14 protein-coding genes are annotated in these 17589 nt (G+C 72.8%); 3 read left to right on the forward strand and 11 right to left on the reverse strand.

Translation table 11 applies throughout. From position 1 onward, the window contains the following. Positions 1–14: 14 nt before the first annotated feature. From glpK to ABZ822_RS30990, 7 genes are all read right to left on the reverse strand, one after another. Positions 15–1526, reverse strand: coding sequence for a glycerol kinase GlpK (gene glpK / locus ABZ822_RS30960; RefSeq protein WP_360861466.1), 1512 nt, complete (start codon positions 1524–1526; stop codon positions 15–17). 175 nt (positions 1527–1701) lie between these two features. After that, entirely contained in the window at positions 1702–2418 is a 717-nt protein-coding gene (locus ABZ822_RS30965) for an MIP/aquaporin family protein (RefSeq protein ID WP_360861468.1), read from the reverse strand. 367 nt (positions 2419–2785) lie between these two features. After that, on the reverse strand, positions 2786–4570 hold the full coding sequence (locus ABZ822_RS30970; RefSeq protein ID WP_360861470.1) for an EAL domain-containing protein: 1785 nt from the start codon (positions 4568–4570) through the stop codon (positions 2786–2788). Positions 4571–4729: 159 nt separating this feature from the next. Further along, positions 4730–5920: a lipid-transfer protein gene (locus ABZ822_RS30975; RefSeq protein WP_360861472.1), complete on the reverse strand. Its 1191-nt coding sequence runs from the start codon at positions 5918–5920 to the stop codon at positions 4730–4732. After that, on the reverse strand, positions 5917–6414 hold the full coding sequence (locus ABZ822_RS30980; RefSeq protein WP_360861474.1) for a zinc ribbon domain-containing protein: 498 nt from the start codon (positions 6412–6414) through the stop codon (positions 5917–5919). The genes ABZ822_RS30975 and ABZ822_RS30980 overlap by 4 nt, the downstream gene beginning before the upstream one ends. Before the next feature lie 191 nt (positions 6415–6605). Beyond that, positions 6606–6968, reverse strand: a complete 363-nt coding sequence (locus tag ABZ822_RS30985) for a DUF962 domain-containing protein (RefSeq protein ID WP_360861476.1) — start codon at positions 6966–6968, stop codon at positions 6606–6608. A gap of 537 nt (positions 6969–7505) precedes the next feature. Then, positions 7506–8312, reverse strand: a complete 807-nt coding sequence (locus ABZ822_RS30990) for a M15 family metallopeptidase (protein ID WP_360861478.1) — start codon at positions 8310–8312, stop codon at positions 7506–7508. Positions 8313–8448: 136 nt separating this feature from the next. Between ABZ822_RS30990 and ABZ822_RS30995 the strand changes: the two genes are divergently transcribed. Continuing rightward, complete coding sequence (locus ABZ822_RS30995; RefSeq protein WP_360861480.1) at positions 8449–8961, forward strand: NUDIX domain-containing protein; 513 nt, start codon at positions 8449–8451, stop codon at positions 8959–8961. A gap of 223 nt (positions 8962–9184) precedes the next feature. Here ABZ822_RS30995 and ABZ822_RS31000 read toward each other — a convergent pair whose 3' ends face one another. Next, complete coding sequence (locus ABZ822_RS31000) at positions 9185–11536, reverse strand: glycoside hydrolase family 31 protein (protein ID WP_360861482.1); 2352 nt, start codon at positions 11534–11536, stop codon at positions 9185–9187. A gap of 289 nt (positions 11537–11825) precedes the next feature. Between ABZ822_RS31000 and ABZ822_RS31005 the strand changes: the two genes are divergently transcribed. Both ABZ822_RS31005 and ABZ822_RS31010 read left to right on the forward strand, forming a co-directional pair. After that, positions 11826–13850 (forward strand): acetoacetate--CoA ligase, encoded by a 2025-nt coding sequence (locus tag ABZ822_RS31005; protein WP_360861484.1) that lies wholly within the window; start codon positions 11826–11828, stop codon positions 13848–13850. Between the two features lie 79 nt (positions 13851–13929). Beyond that, on the forward strand, positions 13930–14883 hold the full coding sequence (locus tag ABZ822_RS31010) for a hypothetical protein (protein WP_360861486.1): 954 nt from the start codon (positions 13930–13932) through the stop codon (positions 14881–14883). A 125-nt stretch (positions 14884–15008) separates the two neighbouring features. On the opposite strand, the gene ptsP is transcribed toward ABZ822_RS31010, so the two are convergent. From ptsP to ABZ822_RS31025, 3 genes are all read right to left on the reverse strand, one after another. Further along, complete coding sequence (gene ptsP, locus ABZ822_RS31015; RefSeq protein WP_360861489.1) at positions 15009–16679, reverse strand: phosphoenolpyruvate--protein phosphotransferase; 1671 nt, start codon at positions 16677–16679, stop codon at positions 15009–15011. 75 nt (positions 16680–16754) lie between these two features. Continuing rightward, positions 16755–17204 carry a PTS glucose transporter subunit IIA gene (locus ABZ822_RS31020; protein ID WP_360861491.1) on the reverse strand — a complete coding sequence of 150 codons (450 nt, stop codon included), beginning with the start codon at positions 17202–17204 and terminating at the stop codon, positions 16755–16757. 120 nt (positions 17205–17324) lie between these two features. Continuing rightward, a partial coding sequence (locus ABZ822_RS31025; protein WP_360861493.1) for a hypothetical protein occupies positions 17325–17589 on the reverse strand: 265 nt, incomplete at its 5' end.

Below are 17589 nucleotides of genomic sequence, written 5' to 3' on the forward strand. Positions count from 1 at the left end.
CCGCCGACGGTCGGCTACGCCCCGTCCTCGTCCAGCCAGCCGAAGCTGCGCTCGACCGCCTTGCGCCAGTTCCCGTATTCGCGCTCGCGCGCCTGCGCCTCCATGCGCGGCTCCCACTGCTGGTCGCGCTTCCAGTGCGTCGTCAGCTCGTCCAGGTCCTGCCAGACCCCCGTGGCGAGTCCGGCCGCGTACGCCGCGCCCAGACACGTCGTCTCGGAGATCACCGGCCGGATGACGGGCACGCCCAGCACGTCCGCCTGATGCTGCATCAGAAGGTTGTTGGCGGTCATGCCGCCGTCGACCTTCAGGGTCGTGATCTGCACACCCGAGTCCTGGTACATCGCGTCCACGACCTCGCGCGTCTGCCAGCTCGTCGCCTCCAGGACGGCGCGCGCCAGATGCGCCTTGGTGACGTAGCGGGTCAGGCCGGTGACCACACCACGGGCGTCGGAGCGCCAGTAGGGCGCGAACAGGCCCGAGAAGGCCGGGACGATGTAGGCGCCGCCGTTGTCCTCGACACTCGCCGCCAGCGTCTCGATCTCCTCCGCGGCGCTGATGATGCCGAGCTGGTCGCGGAACCACTGCACCAGGGCGCCCGTGATCGCGATGGCGCCCTCGAGGCAGTACACCGGCCGCTCGCCGCCGAGTTGGTACCCCATGGTCGTCAGCAGCCCGTTCTTGGACGGGACGGGCCGGTTGCCGGTGTTGAGCAGCAGGAAACTGCCCGTGCCGTACGTGTTCTTGGCCTCGCCCACCCCGTAGCAGGTCTGGCCGAAGACGGCCGCCTGCTGGTCGCCCAGCGCGGACGCCACCGGCACGCCCGCAAGCTGGCCGACGGCCGTGCCGTACACCTCGGCGGAGGAGCGGATCTCGGGCAGGACCGCCTCGGGCACGTTCATCGCGGCGAGGATGGCCGGATCCCACTGCAGGGTCTCCAGGTTCATCAGCATCGTGCGGCCGGCGTTGGTGACGTCGGTGACGTGCACGCCGCCGTCCGTGCCGCCGGTGAGGTTCCAGATGAGCCAGGAGTCGATGGTCCCGAACGCGATGTCGCCGTTCTCGGCCCGTGCGCGCAGGCCCGGCACGTTGTCGAGCAGCCAGGCGGCCTTCGGACCTGAAAAGTAGCTGGCCAGCGGCAGGCCCGTGGCGTCGCGGAAGCGGTCCTGGCCGTCCGCGCCGCCGAGTTCGTTGCACAGCGCCGCCGTCCTGGTGTCCTGCCAGACGACGGCGTTGTGCACCGGCTTCCCGGTCTTCCGGTCCCACAGCACGGTCGTCTCGCGCTGGTTGGTGATGCCCAGCGCGCTCAACTGGTCCGCGCGCAGGCCCGCGTTGGCGAGGGCGCCCGCGACGACCGCCTGCACCTTGGACCAGATCTCGGTCGCGTCGTGCTCGACCCAGCCGGGCTTCGGGAAGATCTGCCGGTGCTCGCGCTGGTCGACGGCGACGATCGCGCCGCCCTGATCGAAGATGATGCAGCGGCTGGACGTGGTGCCCTGGTCGATCGCGGCGACGTACGTCTCCGTCATGAACGTCTCCTGACTGCGAGGCTGGGAATGCTGTGCTGGAACGGCGCGGGACCCGGTGCGCCGCCCGGGTCCCGACGCGTGGTGCGGATCCTGGCGTGCGGCGCGGACGCCGTGCGCCGCGCGGATCCTGTGCGGCGCGCGGATCCGTAGCGGTGCGCGGGTCCCGACTCCGGCTTCAGAACGTCAGGTTGAAGATCACGCCGGCCAGTACCCCGCCGATGAGCGGGCCCGCCACCGGCACCCATGAGTACCCCCAGTCCGAGGTGCCCTTGCGCGGAATGGGCAGGACCGCGTGGACGAGGCGGGGGCCGAGGTCGCGGGCCGGGTTGATGGCGTATCCCGTGGGGCCGCCGAGCGAGAGCCCGATGCCGACGACGAGGAAGGACACGACGAGGATCGTGGTGCCGGAGTCGCCGAGGCCCTTGTTGAGGCCGAAGGTCAGGAGCGGCAGCACCAGGGCGATGGTCGCGATGATCTCGGTGAGGAGATTGGCGACCGGGTTCCGGATCTCCGGGACGGTCGAGAAGATCCCGAGCGTGGGCTGGTCGTTGGCGCGGAACTGCGCCATGTACGTGAGCCAGGTGAGCGCCGCCCCGAGTGCCGCGCCGACCAACTGGCCGAGGATGTAGTACGGGACCTTGCCCCATTCGCCGCTGTCGGTCGCGATACCGACCGTCACGGCGGGGTTGAGGTGCGCTCCGGAGAGCGGGGCCGCGGTGTAGGCACCGGCCATGACGCCGAAACCCCAGCCGAAGGCGATGACGATCCATCCGGCGGCCTTGGCCTTCGAATGGTTGAGCGTGACAGCGGCGCAGACGCCTGCGCCGAACAGGATCAGGATCGCGGTGCCGATGATCTCACCGACGATTATGTCTCCGTTGGAGAATTCCATTGCGGCTCCCAGTCCCTCGCCCGGGGTGTGTGGCGCCCCGGTCCTCCGTGCGGGTGTGTGTTTCCCGTGCCGGCGGAGAGCCTGCGGCAGGGGCGCCCGAGCCCCGCCCGGCGTCCGCGACGAGCGTGCCAACTCAGCGGAATCGCCCATGGGAACGGGCCCGACGGCCACCGGAGCCGACGGCCGGCGTACGGCGATGCCGACTGACATCCGGAAGTGTTCACCGGCGCTGTAGGGGCGTCAAGGTGGCCGACAGCACCCGTGCCGGACACGGCGCACGCTCCGGCGCGCACGCGAACGCCCGTACGGCGTGAGCAGCAGCCCGGATCCACAACTCCCTTTGTGCCTACGGGAGTTGAGCACGAAGTCACCCCGTGGCGGGGACCCCCGGGGGCGGCGACGGCTGCGTTCCGTCGCCGGGGGCGCGCGGATCCGCGCCCCGCCGCACCTCGTACCACGCCTCCCGCGGGCGCCCGAGCACCCAACTGGCCCCGAGCAGCGCCTTGGCTGTCTGCCGCAGCGGTGCGAGACAGACCGCGGCATGCCCGTGCCCCGTCACGCTGCCCGGCGCGCACAGCACGGTCGCGAGCGACATCGTGACGGACAGACCGCCCGCCGACCAGGGGGTGTCGAGGACCACCGAGGCCATCCCGTCGAGCTCCTCGGGCCCGGTGAGCAGGACGAAGTCGTCGCCGCCGAGGTGGCCCACGCGCGTCTCCGGGCGAGTGGCCGCCGCTCCGGCGAGCGTACGGCCCGCCGACCGGATCAGCTCGTCCCCGGCCGCGAACCCGGCCACGTCGTTGACCCGGGTGAAGCCGTCCACGTCCAGCCGGCTCAGCGCGAACTCCTCACCCGCCCCGATGCGCCGGTCCACCTCGGCGGTGATCGCGTCCGGACCCGGAAGGAGGGTCAGGGGGTTGAGGCCGGTCGCGGCCCCCGTCCGGCTCCCGGCGAGCGCCCGCAGGATGTCGGCCAGGTGCACCACGCCGACGCAGCGGCCCCGGTCGTCGACGACCGCCACATCGTCCGCCGTGCGGCTGCGCGCGTCCGTGGCGACGACGCCCAGAACCTCCCACGCGGTGGCGTGCAGGCCCACCGTGCGCGGCGGTTCGGCAGGACGGGCCGCGGGTCCGTCCGCGTACGGAGCCTGACCGTCCAGCCCCGAGAGCGACAGCAGGAAGCGGTTCCGGTCCACCGTGCGTACGGGCACCCCGTCCGCGTCGACGAGCACCACACCGGACTCCCTGGGCGAGCCGGTGAGAAGGGCCTGGACCTGCTCGGCGGACGCCGCGTCCGGGAGCAGGGCGGCGGGTTGCAGGAAGTCCGCCACGAGCGGCCCGTCCGCGAGCGACAGCCCGTCAGCTTCCGCCGGGTCCGCGGCTCCCTGCGGGTTGCCGGTTCCGGCGGGACCGGTCACTCCCGGCGCGTCACTGAACCCTGGTGGCTCGGCCTGCACGGCGGGGGGAGCGGCGGGGCGGCGCACATCGGCGACCGGTGTGGGGGAGGGCGGCGCGAACAGGTCGCCCTGCGCGAGCTGCGCCCCCGCCTCCCGCGCCGCGGCACGCTGCTGCTCGGTCCTCACACCCGCGACCGCCAGCCGCCCGCCCGTACCGTCGCAGAACCGCCGCAGTCCGGCGACGACTGCACGGCACCCCCGGTCCTCCGGTAATCGCGCCACCACCGACGCGTCGATCTTGACCAGATCCGGTGCCAGGGTCGCCAGCAGCCGTAGCGGAACGTCCCCGTCGCCGACGGTCGCACAGATCCGGAAGCCCTCACCGCGCAGCCGCCCGACCGCCTCCAGCAGCGCCCGGCGAGGTACATGCGTGAACGGCGCCCCGAGGGCGACCGTCACCTCCCAGGGGCGGCGACCGACGCCGTGCACCGCCTTGCCCAGGGACGCGAGCCCCCCGAGGTCCGCCACCGTCGCCGCGCCCACCTTCACGTGCAGCGGCAGCAGCGCCTCGCGGCGCGCGGCCGACAGGACGGCGAGCGCGGCGAGTTCGCCGTCGAGGTCGGAGCTGCCGCGGGCCGCCGCCAGGACCTCGCTCCGCTCGGGGCGTGCGAGCAACTCCAAGGCAGCCACCGACCCGGTCGTCAGATTCACGACGGGCTGGAAGGCGAAGCGAAGCTGGTCCGACCAGGAGCTCACATCAGCATCATGTCGACAACTCCCGTCTGCACCAGGTCATTTCACGCACAGTTCATGGCGGTTTCCGGAGCGTACGGACGCCCGAACGGGCACCCGTACGGCCCGCTTCGCGCAGGAGCGGGCCCGTGCGCAGTGCCCGTGCGGTTCGGCTCCGGTGCCTCAGCGGACGGCGACGACGGCCGAACCGTGTCCGAACAGCCCCTGGTTCGCGGTGATGCCGACCCGCGCTCCCGGGACCTGCCTGTCACCCGCCGTGCCCCGCAACTGCCAGGTCAGCTCGCAGACCTGGGCGATGGCCTGGGCCGGGACCGCTTCCCCGAACGAGGCGAGTCCGCCGCTGGTGTTGACGGGCACGCGCCCGCCGAGGGCCGTCGCCCCGTCCCGCAGCAGCTCGGCGCCCTCGCCCGCCGCGCACAGGCCCAGGTCCTCGTACCACTCCAGCTCCAGCGCCGTGGACAGGTCGTAGACCTCCGCGAGGGACAGGTCCTCGGGGCCGGTCCCCGACTCCTCGTACGCGGCCCGGGCGATCGATTCCCGGAAGGCGACGGGCGCGGGGCCGACGGCGGCCGCGGAGTCGGTGGCGATGTCGGGGAGGTCCGGCACGGTCCGCGGGTAGGCGGGGCTCACGGTCGAGACGGCCCGGATGCGGACCGGGTCCGCGGCCCCGTGGCGCCGCGCGAAGTCCATGCCGCTGAGCACCAGGGCCGCGGCCCCGTCCGAGGTCGCGCAGATGTCCAGAAGGCGCAGGGGGTCGGCGACGACGGCGGAGGCGGCGACGTCCTCGGCGCTGACGGCCTTGCGGTAGCGGGCGTTGGGGTTGAGCGCCCCCGCCGCGGCGTTCTTCACCTTGACCCGGGCGAAGTCGTCGGGTGTGTCGCCGTAGAGGGCCATCCGGCGGCGGGCGTAGAGCGCGAAGTACGTGGGGTTCGTGGCGCCGAGCACGCGGAACCGCAGCCAGTCGGGATCGTCGGGCCGGTCGCCGCCCGCCGGGGCGAAGAACCCCTTGGGCGCGGCGTCCGCGCCGACGACCAGGACCACGTCGGCCAGGCCCGAAAGGATCTGTGCGCGGGCCGTGTTGATGGCCTGGGCGCCCGAGGCGCAGGCCGCGTAGACGCTGGTGACCCGCGAGCCCTGCCAGCCGAGGGCCTGGGCGAAGGTCGCGCCGGCGACATGGCCGGGGTAGCCGCCGCGCACGGTGTTCGCGCCGACCACCGACTGCACGTCCGCCCAGTCGATCCCGGCGTCCGCGAGCGCCGCGCGGGCGGCCAGCGTTCCGTAACGGACGAAGCTGTGGCCCCACTTGCCCCACGGACGCATTCCGGCGCCGAGCACCGCCACGTCGCCGGTCATGAGTGCCGACCCCTCTCGCGATCCGCCGCGGGTCGCGTCGGCGCGTCGTCGGTCGCGGGGCGTACGGGGCGCCAGTGCCAGGTGGTCCGTACGTGTTCCTCGTCCTCGTCGAGGACACCGGGCACGACCTCGACCTCCATGCCGACCGCGAGGTCGTCGACCGTGACACCGGGAACGGCCTGCCCGAGCACGATCATGCGCTCCGCCTCCAGCTCGACCGCGACGAGCGTGTACGGCTCCCACTCCCGGCCGGGATCGGAGACGTACGGCGCGGGTGGCCGGTAGCGGCCGTCGGTGTACGACCAGACTCTGCCGCGCGGGGAGAGCGTCACCTCGGTCAACTCGCTGCCCGCGCAGGCGGGATTGCGGCAGAAGTGGTCCTCGCGGGGGAAGAAGACGGCGGTGCAGGCGGCGCACCGGGTGCCGAGGAGCCGGAAGCCGTCCGCGTCCTCCCTGAACCAGCCGGTCACCACGGGCGTACGAGCGCGTGCCACGAGACCTCCCGGACTCAACTGACGGATCGTCAGAAGTGTGCCATGGGGAGCCCGGGAGAGGAATCCTGCGCCGGGGCGGGACGGACGGCGTGGAGAAACGGCGCGCGGCGGACCGCACGACGGTGCGGGGATTTGATCGGCCGCTGCTCAGGCACCACCCGGCCGCTGCTCGGGTACCACTCGGCCGCTGCTCAGCCGCCGCTCAATCGGCCGTTCTCGGCGAGCCACTTGGCCGCGATCTCCGCCAGCTCGGCGTCCCGCCCGGCGAGCATCATCCGGATCATCTGCGCGTCGCCGCGGAGCGACCAGGCGGGGTGGCCGAAGGTGGCCGGGTTGTTCTTCTCGATCAGGAAGTGCGCGGGCCAGGCCGTGCCGTAGCCGATCAGGGGCAGCCCCAGCAGATAGCGCCGACGTCCGCTGAACAGGCCGTAGGCGCTCACCGCGAGCCCCGAGAGCGTGCCGGTCAGGTGGATCCAGCGCGTGGCGGCCCGGGAGTGCATGGCCACGTAGTACGGCCAGAAGTCCTCGTACGTATCGAACGTCCGTTGTGTCATGTCCGCACGGTAGTGCAGGGAGCGGGGCCGGGCGAGACCGCTCCTCGACGGACGTGCGGCGGGCGCCGGGCAGGGCTGGTGCAGGGGTCCGGCCTGCGGAAAGGGGCGGCAGGCGAGTAGGCGTGTGCCGGTCGTGAGGCCCATGCCGTCCGCGGAGAAGGAGGGCCTTGACTCCCGTCGAATAAGGAGGAAAATCCTGAATACACCAGAAAACCGGAGAGAGCCGCACCGTCGGAGGAGACGTCCTCCGGCCCGAGTGACCCACTTGTCGGCTCTGGCTAGGCCCCCGGCAGATCCTCTCGATCCCGGAGCCCACGGCGACGACCGGGACTCGGGGCATCGGGACGGACTACCGGGGACTGCATTGTTCTGGCCCCGCACAGAGGTAAGGGCCCTTCGCTGCTTCGAGGAGCGGAGGGCCCTTGGGCTGCCCCGGCGCGCGGTGTCCCCGGCGAGCCGTGCTCATGATGACGCCGGCGGTCGGCCGCCCGGAGTGGTGCGGTGGGTGCGTGGGGAAACTCCTGGTGCGCGTGCCGATCAGTGATGGGTGAGGGACCGCCGTGACACCGGAAAATCGAAGTACGTGTCCGGGAACAGCTCCGGCTTGTGCGTGAAGTGCCACCACTCCTCGGGCAGATTGGCGAAGCCCACGCCCTCCAGGGTGTTCTTGAGCAGCATGCGGTTCGCGCGCTGTTCGCCCGTGATACGGGGATCCATGGTGTGGGAGAGCGTGTCGAAGCAGTCGTAGCCCGTGCCCATGTCGACGGAGTTGTCGGGGAAGCGCTCGTCCCGCGGCGCGTAGCAGGGGAGGAGGGGTTCGCCCGGCTCGTAGGGGCGGGTGGGTCCGGCAGGGAGCTTCACGAGCGTCACGTCCAGCGTGCTGCCGCGGCTGTGGCCGGACTTCTCGGCGATGTAACCGTCCTCGAACAGACGCGACTTGTCGACCCGGGGATAGAACTCCGCCTTCATGGACTGGTCGTCGAGGTCCTTCGCCCAGGCGACGAAGTGATCGACGGCTCGCTGCGGCCGGTAGCAGTCGTACACCTTCAGTGTGTAGCCCTGTCGCAGGAGCTTCTTCTGCGCCCGGTGCAGTGCCTTGGCGGCGGGCGAGGTGAGGATGCACAGAGGACGGCGGTAGCCGTCGATCCGCTCGCCGACGAAGGTGTGCGGGGTGGCGTAGCGGATCTCCTGCAGGATCGTCGGGTCGACGTCGCGCAGCGCCACGAAGGCCTTGGGGGCCTTCGGTTCGGGCTTCGCCTCGGCGGCCGGAGGAGCGGCGGTGACGACGGCCAGGGCGGCGGCGGACAGGGCGACGGCGCGGAGTACGGCGGGGATGCGTGGCATGCCCAGGGATCTACCATCTCGCATGCCCGCGGGGGAAGCGCCGTGGGCGGCGGATGCGGTGCACGGGCACTCACGGAGTACGGGCGTCCGCGCCGTAACGCCCCAAGACGGACGAGGAGTTGGATACAGTCCGGCCGTGCCCGAACCACGCCTTCACGCCCACTGTTCGTACTGCGGCGCCGCCTACCCGCCCGACGCGGGCTGGCCGCGGCAGTGCCCGGCCTGCGGTGGCGTGGTCTACCGCAACCCGCTGCCCGTCGCCGTCGCCCTGCAGCCCGTTCGCGGCGACGGCCGTCCGGGCCTCGTCGTCGTACGCCGCACGATCGAGCCCCAGCGTGGCCGACTTGCCCTGCCCGGCGGCTTCATCGACCACGGCGAGGACTGGCGGGACGCCGTCGTCCGCGAACTGCGCGAGGAGACCCGCATCGTGGCGGACGCGTCGGAGGTCCGCCTGGCCGATGTGCTCAGCTCGCCCGGCGGCCATCTGCTGGTCTTCGGCCTCCTGCCCGAGCGCCGGGCCGACGACCTGCCGCCCTCCGCGCCGACGGACGAGACGGAGGGCTGGGAGACTCTCGACGCTGCCGCCGAACTCGCCTTCCCGCTCCACACGGAGGCGGCGGGCGCCTGGTTCGCGGGCCGCCGCGGCTGACGCGAGCCGGGCGTCCACGCGCCGACGCAACGGCTGACGCGAGCCGGGCGTCCACGCGCCACCCGCCAAGGCTGGCGGGCGCACCACGGCTGACGGACGCCCCGCCGCCCGCGCCACCCGCCAGCACTGACACCAGGGCACCCCGGCACCTCGGCACCTCGGCACCCCGGCACCCGGGCACCCCGGGACCCCGGGACCCCGGGACCCCGGCACCCGCCAAGCGTCACCCCGCCGCGCCCCGCACCCGTACCGCGTACTCCGGCTCCCCGCCGCCGTCCCGCTCGACGACCACCCGGTCGTCCACCACCCGTGAGGTGAACCGCTCCAGCCGCGCCCGCTCCCAGCCGTCGCCCGTGCCGGCCGCGACGAGCCCGCCGCCTCTGCGGCCCGCCGCCGGAGTCCACACCTCCAGTTCCGTCTCGCCGCTGTCGCCCGCCACCGGCAGGACCGCCCCCGCCCGCGCCAGGACCGGAATCCGCGACAGGGGCGCCCCGACGGTCACCTGTCCAGGCCCCCGGTGCGCCTCACCGGTCGCCGTGTCGTACCAGAGCCCCCGCGGCAGCCGTACCGTCCGCCGCGTCGCGTCCGGTTCCATGACCGGTGCCACCAACAGCCCTTCGCCCAGCAGGAAGGCGTCCTCGCAGTCGCGCAGCGCCCGGTCCTCCGGGGCGTTCCACCACACGGGGCGCACATACGGCGCCCCCGTCCGGTGGGCCACGTGCGCGAGCGTGACGAAATACGGCATGAACCGCTCCCGCTCGGCCAGCGCCGCCCGCGCGTGCCGCAGCACTTCGGGCCCGAACTCCCACGGTTCCCGCCGGCCCGCGAAGATCGCCGAGTGCGTACGGAACAGCGGGAGCCACGCCGCCATCTGGAACCAGCGCAGATACAGCTCGGGCGACGGCGAACCCGTGAACCCGCCGACGTCAGGACCCGAGTACGGCACCCCGCTCAGCCCGAGCCCCAGCACCAGCGCCAGCGACGCCCGCAACCCCGGCCAGCTCGACGCCACATCGCCCGACCACGAGCCGCCGTACCGCTGCATCCCCGCCCACCCCGAGCGGGAGAAGAGGAACGGCCGCTCCTCCGGGCGCAGTTCGGCCAGACCCTCGTACCCCGCCCGGGCCATGGCGAGGGCATAGACGTTGTGCGCCTCGCGGTGGTCGCCACCCCGGCCCTCGAGGGCGTGCCGGGCCGAGCGCGGCAGCGTCGGATCGCCGAAGGCCGCGAAGGACACCGGCTCGTTCATGTCGTGCCACATGCCCGAGAAGCCCTGCGCGAGCCGCTCCGCGTACAGCCCGCCCCACCATTTGCGGACCTGCGGGTCGGTGAAGTCCGGGTACACGGACTCGCCGGGCCACACCTCGCCGCGCACCTCTCGCCCCCGCGCGTCCCGTACGAAGGCCCCGGTCGCCGCCCCGCTGTCGTACACCGCGTTCCCCGGCTCCGCCTTCACCGCGGGGTCGACGATCGACACCAGCCGGATCCCGTCCCGGCGCAACTCCCCGGCCAGCGCCGGCAGATCGGGGAAGCGGTCGGTGTCCACGGTGAAGACCCGGTGGCCGTCCAGGTGGTCGATGTCGAGGTGCAGCGCGGACAGCGGAAGGCCGCGCTCCTGGTACCCGGCGGCGATCCGGCGCACCTCGTCCGCGCTGCCGAACCCCCAGCGCGCGTGATGGTGGCCCAGTGCCCAGCGCGGCGGGGCTGCGGGCGCGCCGGTCAGGGACGCCCAGCCGCGCAGGACACGCGCGGGCGTGCCGACGATCGTCCAGGAGCGCAACGGGCCGCCGTCCACGCGCAGTTCGCAGCCGCCCGGCCGGTCATGCCCCGAGCCACGCCCCTCCTCGCCCTCGGTCAGCCGCACCCGGCCGTCCCAGGAGTTGTCATGGAAGACGAGGTGCGTGCCCGCGTCCGCCACGACCATGAGCACCGGCATGCATACGTACAGCGGGTCCTCACCCGGTTCGAACCCGGCCTCGGGGTCGGTGTTCCAGAGCCGGTACGAGCCGTCGCGCAGCCTCGGACCCGCGGCCCGCCCGCCCAGCCCGAAGAAGCGCGCGTCCGCCGGCACCTCCGAACGCTGCACCCAGCGCGGCCCGTCCCTCTCCGCCTCCACCGGCTCCCACCAGCGCGGCGGCAGGTCGCGCCGCAGCACCACGCCGCCCGGCGTACGGATCTCGACCGCCCCGTGCCGGGACACCGCCACCGTCACCCGCTCGGAGACCACCCGCCAGCCGCCGTCCTTGTCCGGCTCGAGGACGGCACGCGGGTCCGCGCCGGGACTGCCGTGCTCCAGCGCGTACGACGGCTCGGGCTCCGCGCCGTCCCAGCCGCAGAAGACCACACCGCCCCCGGACACCCGGATGCGCAGGGAGGACCGCGCGAACCGCACCACACCGCCCCCCGGGCACGCCTCCGCGCCCTGCGCCGGCCCCGGGACACGGGCACGCTCCCGGCCCCGCCGGGGCAGGGCGGTGGCGTCGGCGCGCTGTCTCCGCCAGGCGGCCCGCACCGTACGCCTGCCCTGCGCCGTCCCGACCACCTTCAGCGACCGCACCAGATCACGCACATCCATGCTGCTCAGCCTGCCACTGGCGGCGGAGCGGACGAAGCGCGTTCAACTGCCGTTCACCCGTGGCCCCGCCACATGTCCCGGACGCGCGTCATGGGGCGGTCGCCCTGGTGCGGGAGTCGATCACATGGCATCGTCCTGCACAGTCCCCGGTTCCGGCACACCCCTGCCCGGACCGGGACCGCGCCGCACACCTCGCGGCGCCCGCACGACACGAGCAGCACACCAGCAGCAGCACCACGCGACGACCACGACGCGACGCACGAGACGCGTACAGCCCGGGAGCCGAGTCATGACCGCAGGGAACACCGCACCGACGCCCGCCGGACCGCAGCCGCTCTGGCGGCCCTCCGCCGACCGCATCGCCGGCGCGCAGGTCACCCGCTTCCAGGAGTGGGCCGCCGAACGGTACGGCGCGCCCCGCGCGGTGCCCGGAGACCCCGCCGCGAGCTACGCCGCCCTGCACCGCTGGTCGGTCGACGAGCTGGAGCGCTTCTGGCAGGCCACCGCCGACTGGTTCGACGTCCGCTTCTCCACCCCCTACGAGCGGGTGCTCGGCGAGACCGCGATGCCCGGCGCCCGCTGGTTCCCCGGCGCCCGCCTCAACTACGCCGAGCACGCCCTGCGCGCGGGCGAGGACCCCGAGCGGGCGGACGAGGCCGCACTCCTGCACGTCGACGAGACCCACGAGCCGCGGCCGGTCAGCTGGGCCGAGCTGCGCCGCCAGGTCGGATCGCTCGCCGCCGAGCTGCGCCGCCTGGGCGTCCGCCCGGGCGACCGCGTCAGCGGCTATCTCCCCAACGTCCCCGAGTCCGTCGTCGCCCTGCTCGCCACCGCGGCCGTCGGCGCCGTCTGGACCTCCTGCGCCCCCGACTTCGGCGCCCGCAGCGTCCTCGACCGCTTCCAGCAGGTCGAGCCGGTCGTCCTCTTCGCCGTCGACGGCTACCGCTACGGCGGCAAGCAGCACGACCGCGCGGACACCGTCGCCGAACTGCGCCGCGAACTGCCGACCGTGCGCGCCTTCGTACACATCCCGCTACTCGGCACCCCCGCCCCCGAAGGCGCCCTGGACTGGTCCGAACTGGTCGCTTCCGATGCCGAACCGGTCTTCGAGCAGGTGCCGTTCGATCACCCCCTCTGGGTGCTCTACTCCTCCGGCACCACCGGCCTGCCCAAGGCGATCGTCCAGTCCCAGGGCGGCATCCTCCTCGAACACCTCAAGCAGCTCGGCCTCCACACCGACCTCGGCCCCGGCGACCGGTTCTTCTGGTACACCTCCACCGGCTGGATGATGTGGAACTTCCTCGTCTCCGGCCTGCTCGTCGGCTCCACCGTGATCCTCTACGACGGCAGCCCCGGCTACCCCGACACCGCCGCCCAGTGGCGCGTGGCCGAGCGCACCGAGGCGACGTTCTACGGCACATCCGCGGCCTACGTGATGGCCTGCCGCAAGGCCGAGGTGCACCCGGGCCGCGACTTCGACCTCTCCCGCGTACGGTGCGTGGCCACCACCGGATCCCCCCTGCCGCCCGACGGCTTCCGCTGGATCCACGACGAGGTCGCCGAGGACATGTGGATCGCCTCCGTCAGCGGCGGCACCGACGTGTGCAGCTGCTTCGCCGGCGCCGTCCCCACCCTCCCCGTCCACATCGGCGAACTCCAGGCCGCCTGCCTCGGCACGGACCTCCAGGCGTGGGACCCGCACGGCAAGCCCGTCACCGACGAGGTCGGCGAACTGATCGTCACCAACCCGATGCCGTCCATGCCGATCCGCTTCTGGAACGACCCCGACGGCAGCCGCTACCGCGACAGCTACTTCGAGATGTTCCCCGGCGCCTGGCGCCACGGCGACTGGATCACCTTGACCTCGCGCGGCACCGTCGTCATCCACGGCCGGTCCGACTCCACCCTCAACCGCCAGGGCGTCCGCATGGGGTCGGCCGACATCTACGAAGCCGTGGAACGCCTCCCCGAAATCCGCGAGTCCCTCGTCATCGGCCTCGAACAGGCCGACGGCGGCTACTGGATGCCGCTCTTCGTCCACCTCGCCGAAGGCGCCACCCTCGACGACGCCCTCCGCGACCGCATCAAGCGCACCATCCGCGAGCAGCTCTCGCCCCGCCACGTCCCCGACGACATCATCGAAGCCCCCGGCGTCCCGCACACCCTGACCGGCAAGCGCATCGAGGTCCCCGTCAAGCGGCTCCTCCAGGGCACCCCCCTCGACAAGGCCGTCAACCCCGGATCCGTCGACAACCTGGAACTGCTCCGGTTCTACGAGCGCATCGCCCGCGACCGCTCCTCGGGCGGAGCCTGAGCACCGTCGTCACCCTCCGTTGTCAGACCCCCTGATTACGGTGAGTGAGCACGTGAAGCTCATGCACCGAGGGGGAGTCATGGACCGCAACGGAACCGGCGCACACGAGACCGGCGGAGACAAGGAAGCCCGGCGGGCGAGCGCGCGGCACGCACTGCGCCGCGAAGTACCCAGCACGGTCGCGCTGCTGGCGGGCCGGAAGGACTTCGCGGCCATGCGGCGCTACGCGACCTTCGCCTTCCACGACCATGCCGTCTACCTCCGGGAGATGGAGGATCTGCTGCGGTCGCTGTCGTCACAGGGCGTGCACACCACCGTCGCGCTCTTCGACCCCGACGCGTACGCGGAGTTCTGTGCGGAGGTCCGGCTCGACCCGGACCTCCCCGCCAGCCGCACGCGGTACACGGCCGACGTGGCGGGCCTCGGCGCCACGCTGCCGTATGCGGGAGAACCCATCGAGCAGCTGGTGCCCGCACTGATCGGGGAGGCCGAGCGGCATGCGGCGCTCGACCGCGCCACCGAGCTGCTGGCGGCGTCCGGCCGTGACCCGGACACCGGCGAGGACCGGGGCAGGGCCGCTTACGTCCGCGCGTCACAGGCCCTGATCCAGCTCGTCGAGGCGTCCGGACCGGGCACGCACCACGTGGTGTGCAGCGTGGCCGTCGACGGCTCCTCCCTCGTCGCGGTGCTCCACGCCGCGTGCGGGGAGGACGGGTTGGTCCATCTCCGGGAGTCCGAGGCACTGGTGTTCTGCTCGGTGCTGGGCGCCGGCATCGCCACCGGCAGCCGCGGCGGCATCGTCGCCCGCAGCACCCCGGGCCCGATCGACCGCCCGGCCGCGCCCGGCGACGACCGCGCCCCCGATGTCGTACGGGGCTGGACCCTGCACGACCGCTGGCTGCGGCCGCTCACCGAAGCGGAAGTCTTCGCCGCGTACTGCACGGACGCCGACACGGGCGACCTCGTGCCGCCCGAGCACGGCGTCGACTACCGGCCCGGCATCGAACTGCCCGCCCCGGAAGGAGAGTGGTGACCCTTCCCGTACCGGAGCAGTGACGTCGGCGGCAGCCGCGGAAACGGCGACGGCCGCCCCGCATCGTGCGGGGCGGCCACCACCGATGACCTCGAGACGGGCATGCCTGGACCGGAGCCCCGGCCCTACTCGCCGGACAGCACCGCCTGCGCCGCCCGGCGCGCCTCGTCCGCGCTGTCGGCGGCCCGCGCCGCCGCGGCGGCGCGCTCACACTGGGCGAGCGTGTGCTTGGAGAGCGTCGCCCGGACATAGGGGAGGGACGCGGCGCCCATCGACAGACTCGTCACGCCCAGACCCGTCAGCACACAGGCGAGCAGCGGATCCGACGCGGCCTCACCGCAGACACCACAGCTCTTGCCCTCGGCCTTCGCCGCCTCCGCCGAGACCGCCACCAGGTCGAGCAGCGCGGGCTGCCACGGGTCCTGCAACCGGGAGACCGCACCGACCTGACGGTCGGCGGCAAAGGTGTACTGCGCCAGATCGTTGGTGCCCAGCGACAGGAACTCGACCTCCTGCAGGATCGAACGCGCCCGCAGCGCCGCCGACGGAATCTCCACCATCGCGCCGAACTTCGCCTGCAGCCCCGCCTCACGGCACGCGTCCGCGAACGCCCTGGCGTCCGTCCGGTCCGCCACCATCGGCGCCATCACCTCGAGATAGACCGGCAGCCCCTCGGCGGCCCGGGCGAGCGCGGTGAGCTGGGTGCGCAGCACCTCCGGGTGGTCCAGCAGCGTCCGCAGACCCCGCACACCCAGCGCCGGGTTGGGCTCGTCGGCCGGAGTGAGGAAGTCCAGCGGCTTGTCCGCACCCGCGTCCAGCACCCGTACGACCACCCGGCCTTCGGGGAACGCCTCCAGCACCTGACGGTAGGCCTCGACCTGCTTCTCCTCCGACGGAGCGTTCTTGCTGTCGTCGAGGAACAGGAACTCCGTGCGGAACAGGCCCACACCCTCGGCGCCCGCCTCGACCGCCGCCGGGACGTCCCCGGGACCGCCGACGTTCGCCAGCAGCGGCACCTTGTGCCCGTCGGACGTCGCGCCCGGGCCCGTGGACGCGGCCAGCGCCGCCTTCCGCTCCGCGGCCGCGGCCTCCAGCGCGGCCCGCTTGTCCGCACCCGGCTCCACGAAGATCTCCCCGGTGCTGCCGTCCACGGCGATCACGGTGCCCTCGGCCAGCTCACCGGCGCCCGGCAGCGCGACCACCGCGGGCACGCCCAGCGCCCGCGCGAGGATGGCGCTGTGACTCGTGGGCCCGCCCTCCTCAGTCACGAACCCGAGCACCAGCGTCGGGTCCAGCAACGCCGTGTCGGCCGGCGCCAGATCGCGCGCGATCAGCACATACGGCTCGTCGCTGTCCGGCACGCCCGGCATCGGCACACCCAGCAGACGGGCCACGATGCGGTTCCGTACGTCGTCCAGGTCGGCGACCCGGCCCGCCAGATACTCACCGGCGCCCGCGAGCAGCGCCCGGTACGCGGCGAAGGCGTCGTACACGGCGCGCTCCGCCGTACTCCCCACGGCGATACGGCGCTCGACATCCGCCATCAGCTCCGGGTCCTGCGCCATCATGGCCTGCGCCTCGAGCACGGCCTGCGCCTCGCCGCCCGCCAGATTCCCCCGCGCCATCAGATCGGCGGCGACGGCCTCCACGGCCTGGCGCGCACGGCCCTGCTCGCGCGGCGCCTCGTCCTTGGGGATCTGCTTGGCCGGCGGCTCCAGCACCGCCGTGCCCATGTGCCGTACTTCTCCGATCGCCACGCCGTGGCTCACGCCGACACCTAGCAGCGTTGTTTCCATGTCACCGTCTCCGGTTCGATGCGGCGGATCGCCTCCGCCGTCGTGGATGTCGTACTCCCCGTCAGCGGGCGGGACTCAGTTCCAGACGAAGAGAGTGTCGCCCGGCTTCAGGTCGGCGTCCTCGGCGACCTCCGAGAGAGTGTCGGCGCCGGCCTCCAGCGCCACAACCGGGCACACGGTGGACTTCCCCGCGGCCTCGACCGCGGCGGGGTCCCACCGCACGACGGCGTCCCCGCGGCGGACCGTGTCCCCCTTGCTGACGAGGAGTTCGAACCCCTCACCGTTGAGCTGGACGGTGTCGATGCCCAGGTGGGTCAGCACACCGTGCCCCTCGCCGTCGACGACGACGAAGGCGTGTGCGTGGAGGGAGACGATGACGCCGTCGACGGGAGAGACGGCCGTATGAGGCTCGCGCACCGGATCGATCGCCGTACCGGGCCCCACCATGGCCCCCGAGAACACGGGGTCGGGCACTGCCGCGAGTCCGATGGCACGCCCGGCGATCGGGGACGTCACGGTGGTCATGGGAGCCTCCCAGAGGTGGAGATTCATCAGGCGCCGTCACCACGTCAGTCCCGGACGACGTACTGATCAGAAGCGTAAGTCATAGGAAGGAAGCGATCGGTGCGGCCGCAGCGCGGGTAATCAGTTTGCTTCGCTCGCGGAGCGCCCTGTACTGTCGTACCCCTGCTCGCGACGGAGGCACTGCGGTTTCACCGCATGCAAGGCGCGAGTGGCAACCCAACCATTTTCGATCCCATTCCGGATCCGTTTCTGCATGCCCGCAGATGCGTGGTCAGGAAGCCGGAAAAAGACTGGTAAGGTTGGAAACACCGAAGGGAAGCGCCCGGAGAAACCGGAGACGGTTTTGAAGGAAGCGTCCGTTCCTTGAGAACTCAACAGCGTGCCA

Origin of the sequence: Streptomyces sp. NPDC047108, assembly GCF_040643575.1 — a bacterium.
Taxonomy (GTDB): domain Bacteria; phylum Actinomycetota; class Actinomycetes; order Streptomycetales; family Streptomycetaceae; genus Streptomyces.

Excerpts from the sequence above, each read along its gene's own strand:
- glpK (WP_360861466.1), bottom strand. The coding sequence starts at position 1,526 with ATGACGGAGACGTACGTCGCCGCGATCGACCAGGGCACCACGTCCAGC.
- ABZ822_RS30965 (WP_360861468.1), bottom strand. The coding sequence starts at position 2,418 with ATGGAATTCTCCAACGGAGACATAATCGTCGGTGAGATCATCGGCACC.
- ABZ822_RS30975 (WP_360861472.1), bottom strand. The coding sequence starts at position 5,920 with ATGACCGGCGACGTGGCGGTGCTCGGCGCCGGAATGCGTCCGTGGGGC.
- ABZ822_RS30985 (WP_360861476.1), bottom strand. The coding sequence starts at position 6,968 with ATGACACAACGGACGTTCGATACGTACGAGGACTTCTGGCCGTACTAC.
- ABZ822_RS30990 (WP_360861478.1), bottom strand. The coding sequence starts at position 8,312 with ATGCCACGCATCCCCGCCGTACTCCGCGCCGTCGCCCTGTCCGCCGCC.
- ABZ822_RS31000 (WP_360861482.1), bottom strand. The coding sequence starts at position 11,536 with ATGGATGTGCGTGATCTGGTGCGGTCGCTGAAGGTGGTCGGGACGGCG.
- ABZ822_RS31005 (WP_360861484.1), top strand. The coding sequence starts at position 11,826 with ATGACCGCAGGGAACACCGCACCGACGCCCGCCGGACCGCAGCCGCTC.
- ABZ822_RS31010 (WP_360861486.1), top strand. The coding sequence starts at position 13,930 with ATGGACCGCAACGGAACCGGCGCACACGAGACCGGCGGAGACAAGGAA.
- ptsP (WP_360861489.1), bottom strand. The coding sequence starts at position 16,679 with ATGGAAACAACGCTGCTAGGTGTCGGCGTGAGCCACGGCGTGGCGATC.
- ABZ822_RS31020 (WP_360861491.1), bottom strand. The coding sequence starts at position 17,204 with ATGACCACCGTGACGTCCCCGATCGCCGGGCGTGCCATCGGACTCGCG.